A 4,218-nucleotide genomic window follows, 5' to 3' on the forward strand; every position below is an offset into this window, starting at 1 on the left:
TGTCGGCATCTTTGGCAATCAGTTTGCCCATAATCGGCAACAGTTTGAAAGAGTAGAGGTCGTACACGCCTTCCAAAGGTTTGTACACTTTGGAGAATTCCAACACCAGCAGGGTGCCGCCCGGTTTCAATACGCGGTACATTTCTTTCAGCGCGGCATCTTTGTGCGTCATGTTGCGCAGGCCGAATGCGACGGAAACCAGATTGAAATAGTTGTCGGGAAACGGCAATTTTTCAGCGTCTGCCAACGATACGGGCAGAATCATGCCTTCGTTGAGCAGGCGGTCGCGGCCGACCGTCAGCATGGAGGAGTTGATGTCTGTCAGCCAAACTTCGCCTTCTTTGCCCACACGTTTCGCCCAGCCTCGGGACAAATCGCCAGTACCGCCGGCGATGTCCAATACTTTGTCGCCTTTTTTCAGGCGGGCGGTATTGATGGTGAAATGTTTCCAAACACGGTGCAGACCGCCGGACATTACGTCATTCATAATGTCGTAGTTTTTTGCCACGGAGTGGAAGACTTCGGCAACTTTGCCTGCTTTTTCGTCTTCGTCAACGGTAGAGAAGCCGAAATGGGTTTTGTGGTCGCTCATAGTGTCTGCCTTCTTAAAATAATACGGATTCAGATATTGAATACGTCGAAATCGCCAACCACTTTCGACGCGGGAAATATAGTTTGTGGCTGCCGCTCCAGCATCAGGCATTGCTCTTCTTCGGTATAACGTGCGCTGATGTGGGTCAGGTAAAGTTCTTTCACATTGGCTTGCAAGGCCAGCTTGGCGGCATCGGATGCGGTCGAATGGAATACTCGTTCCGCTGTTTCTTCATCGCCTGCCGCAAAGGTTGCTTCATGCACCAAAACATCTGCGTTTTGCGCGGCGCGCACTGCCTGCGGGCAGGCTTTGGTATCGCCGAAGATGGCCACTACCCATCCTTTTTTGGGCGGGGAGATGAACGCTTTGCCGTCAATGATTCTGCCGTCGTCCAATGTCGGCTTCGCCTTTTTTCAGACGGCCTTTCCGCCGCAACCGCCGCTACCGCAGGAATGTGTGCGTTTGGGTTTTAAATCTTCTGCACTTGGCGTTCTAGACGCGCCTGCTTTCTCGAGGCGGTCGAGATAGTCTTGCCAAAGCGCGTCTTGATTGTGCGCCAGTCGGTAGAGATAGTCCCAGTCGTAAAGGCCGCTGTCGTGGCCGTCTGAAAAAGTAATTTTCAAGGCGTATTGGCCGACGGGGTCTAAATCGGTAATGCTGACTTCGGCTTTGCCTGTTTGCAAAACATCTTGGCCGGCACCGTGTCCGCGCACTTCCGCGCTGGGCGAGTACACGCGCAGGTATTCGGCAGGAAGGCTCTTGGCACCGTCAACATAGACCAAAGTCAGTACGCGCCGCTCTTGCTGGAGGCGGATTTCTTGTGGGATTTTATCGGCTTGGGTCATGTCATGCTCCGTTCTTTTTACGCAAATAGGCAACGCGTACAGAAAAAATACCGCCAAGTACGGCAAATAGCACGATTGCGTAGAGTGAAAACCGTATTAGGCTCACTTGGGTGTCCGCCGTCAGCCCCAAAGGCAGCAACATCACGGCAACGAACAGTAAAAATGCGGCCAACATGGCGGCAATGCTGGCAAAGGCATAGCGGGTATTGGCTGCTGTTTGCGGATGTTTGGTCATATTGGATAGCTTGCCATAGGGGGGTGAGGCGGTATTTTATCAGCTTTTTGGTGCTTCATGCCGTCTGAAAACGGCTTTATTTCCATAAATAAAGTGTAATGGCGCGCCTGTCTTCGCCTTCGGGCATTAAGCGGATGCTGCTGCCTTTGCTTCCGTTGACACGGATAATAATACCGCCGGCCTGTCGTTCGATAATGTCGATTTGGGTGTCGCGGTTCATGCGGTAGTTGTAGCGTTCGCATTGCTTCAAGCACCAAAAATCCTGCCAATGGATAAAATATTTTTGTCCGGATTCGATGGCCAGCGTTTCACCGCCTTTGACGATGAAGTAAGGATAATCGGGTTTTTGCGTGCTGAATGTCCATTCGGCCGTTTTGTCTTTTCCGTTTTGACGGTATTCGAACACGGCTCGGTAGTCGGTGTCGTATTCCAATGGTTGTAAAGGAAACAGCGCAAATTGACGTTCGGTCAGGAGGCGGTTCGGGTCATTATCTTTATCTAAGATTTTGACGTCTCTGATTTCTTTTGTGTCCTGATACAGTTTGAACGAACGCATTTTGACCGGAGGCGATTGTTCTGAGAAGGCGATGCTGATCGGATTGCCGGTCATTTCATAATGCGGCATAGGGTCGGGACGTTCGCCGTGGAAAACCGGCGAAGCGAAGTTGCCTTGCGGATAGGTGATGTAAGGCTGGGTTTTGCGGTTGGAAATTTCATCCGCATAAACAATGGCATGACCATGACAGGCATCTTGATAAAACGAACGGCTGAGGTCGGATAGGGGGCGGTTTTTTTGGCAGAGGCTGTTGAATCTGCTGTCGCCTTGATTGATGCTTAACGCGATTTGTTTGCCTTGTGATTCAAACGACGCTCCGGCCTCGTCGATATTTTGATCGAGTAAGGAGAGACGGTGGTAAATCGCCGTCATTAGATTGTCCAGCTGATGTTGGGCAGGCAGATGGTCGTTGATTTTTTCGTTTGGCGGGTGCTGGCCGGTGCTGACGTTTTCGTGCACGCCTTTATAGGCATAACCGGCTTTGCGCGTGCGGTCTGATGGGCGTGGGCCTGTATAAAAGGGATTGCGTATATTTTTTTCGTCATGTCCGTCGTCAGGGTTTTGCAGCAGATAGCGGGCATGATTACGCGCGGCGCGTTCGAGTGTGGCTGAGTGCGCCAGTGCGGGCAGATTGGCTGAGGCGCGGAGGAAGTTTAAATACGCCAAGGCGTCAAAATCGGCAACGGCAGAACGATTTTGCGGCGGTTGGGCGTAGATGAGCTGGTCTTCGGAATAGCGATGGGTTTCGTAGTATTGGAATATACCGAGGGCGACGGCAAAACCACCCAGCCAGTAAAGAATGTGTTTCATTATATGTACTGCGTTCAGACGGCCTTGAGCTACGGCTCTTTTTCTTTGAAACTCATGCCGTTAAATGATTATTTTGATAGCGGCTTGACTTGGAATGCTTCAGGATGGGATTTGAAATATTCGACAGCGATAAATCCGCCGCCAATAATAATCAACAGGGCAATGGCCATGCCGATCATCGCTAAAATGAATTTGTCCATATTTGTCCGTTTGAATGAAGGCCGTCTGAAACACTTGAAAGCGTTCAGACGGCCTTAAAGTCAGGTTAATTAACGTTCGATTTGCGATACGTCGCGTACTGCGCCTTTGTCGGCGGAAGTCGCCATCGCGCCGTAGGCACGCAGGGCTGCGGAGACGTAGCGGTCGCGGTTTTCCGGTTTCCACGCTTTGCTGCCGCGTGCTTCCATTTCGGCACGGCGTGCGGCAAGCTCTTCATCGGAAATGACAAGGTGGATGCTGCGGTTTGGAATATCGATTTCGATGGCGTCGCCTTCGTGTACCAAACCGATTGCGCCGCCTTCTGCCGCTTCAGGCGAAGCGTGACCGATGGACAGGCCGGAAGTACCGCCGGAGAAGCGGCCGTCGGTCAGCAGGGCGCAGGCTTTGCCCAAACCTTTGGATTTCAGGTAAGAAGTCGGATACAGCATTTCTTGCATACCCGGGCCGCCTTTAGGGCCTTCGTAGCGGATAATGACGATATCGCCGGCCACGATTTGATTGCCCAAAATACCTTCTACTGCGTCTTCTTGGCTTTCAAACACGCGGGCGCGGCCGGTAAATTTGAGGATGCTCTCGTCCACGCCTGCGGTTTTCACCACGCAGCCGCGCTCGGCGATGTTGCCGAACAATACTGCCAAACCGCCGTCTTGCGAGTAGGCATGTTCAACATCGCGGATACAGCCTTTTTCGCGGTCGAGGTCGAGGGTTTTCCACATACGGTTTTGCGAGAACGCCTGAGTAGTGCGCACGCCGCCGGGAGCTGCTTTGAAACGCTCGATGGCATGGGTGTTTTCAGGGTTGGTCACGTCCCATTTTTCAATTGCGTCTTTCAGGGTCGGCGCGTGGATGGTGTACACGTCGGTGTGCAGTTTGCCTGCTTTGTCCAATTCTTTCAGGATGGCGAAAATGCCGCCGGCGCGATGCACGTCTTCCATGTAGTAGTCGTGGTTGTTTGGCGCGG

At 52.3% G+C, this 4,218-nt stretch carries 7 protein-coding genes; all 7 read right to left on the reverse strand.

Going from position 1 to position 4,218, the window contains the following annotated elements:
* Nucleotides 1–592: class I SAM-dependent methyltransferase (locus ACTHUE_RS11890; protein ID WP_440402832.1), on the reverse strand; the 592-nt coding region annotated here is incomplete at its 3' end.
* 29 nt (nucleotides 593–621) lie between these two features.
* Nucleotides 622–987, reverse strand: coding sequence for an MBL fold metallo-hydrolase (locus ACTHUE_RS11895; RefSeq protein ID WP_224783360.1), 366 nt, complete (start codon nucleotides 985–987; stop codon nucleotides 622–624).
* 18 nt (nucleotides 988–1,005) lie between these two features.
* Nucleotides 1,006–1,437 (reverse strand): gamma-butyrobetaine hydroxylase-like domain-containing protein, encoded by a 432-nt coding sequence (locus ACTHUE_RS11900; RefSeq protein WP_049344227.1) that lies wholly within the window; start codon nucleotides 1,435–1,437, stop codon nucleotides 1,006–1,008.
* A 1-nt stretch (nucleotide 1,438) separates the two neighbouring features.
* The gene (locus tag ACTHUE_RS11905) at nucleotides 1,439–1,672 is read right to left on the reverse strand and encodes a hypothetical protein (protein WP_003679719.1); all 234 of its coding nucleotides are present in this window, start codon (nucleotides 1,670–1,672) and stop codon (nucleotides 1,439–1,441) included.
* 76 nt (nucleotides 1,673–1,748) lie between these two features.
* Complete coding sequence (locus ACTHUE_RS11910) at nucleotides 1,749–3,038, reverse strand: CAP domain-containing protein (RefSeq protein WP_004519942.1); 1,290 nt, start codon at nucleotides 3,036–3,038, stop codon at nucleotides 1,749–1,751.
* A gap of 68 nt (nucleotides 3,039–3,106) precedes the next feature.
* Nucleotides 3,107–3,238, reverse strand: a complete 132-nt coding sequence (locus ACTHUE_RS11915; RefSeq protein WP_256388404.1) for a hypothetical protein — start codon at nucleotides 3,236–3,238, stop codon at nucleotides 3,107–3,109.
* A 69-nt stretch (nucleotides 3,239–3,307) separates the two neighbouring features.
* Nucleotides 3,308–4,218, reverse strand: a 911-nt coding sequence (locus tag ACTHUE_RS11920; protein ID WP_440423544.1) for a dihydroxy-acid dehydratase domain-containing protein, incomplete at its 5' end; no start/stop codon positions are given.

Source organism: Neisseria sp. P0021.S005, from assembly GCF_051956955.1.

What these genes read in the sequence shown, in the direction of transcription:
- ACTHUE_RS11900 (WP_049344227.1), bottom strand. Translation starts at nt 1,437, where the DNA reads ATGACCCAAGCCGATAAAATCCCACAAGAAATCCGCCTCCAGCAAGAG.
- ACTHUE_RS11905 (WP_003679719.1), bottom strand. Translation starts at nt 1,672, where the DNA reads ATGACCAAACATCCGCAAACAGCAGCCAATACCCGCTATGCCTTTGCC.
- ACTHUE_RS11910 (WP_004519942.1), bottom strand. Translation starts at nt 3,038, where the DNA reads ATGAAACACATTCTTTACTGGCTGGGTGGTTTTGCCGTCGCCCTCGGT.
- ACTHUE_RS11915 (WP_256388404.1), bottom strand. Translation starts at nt 3,238, where the DNA reads ATGGACAAATTCATTTTAGCGATGATCGGCATGGCCATTGCCCTGTTG.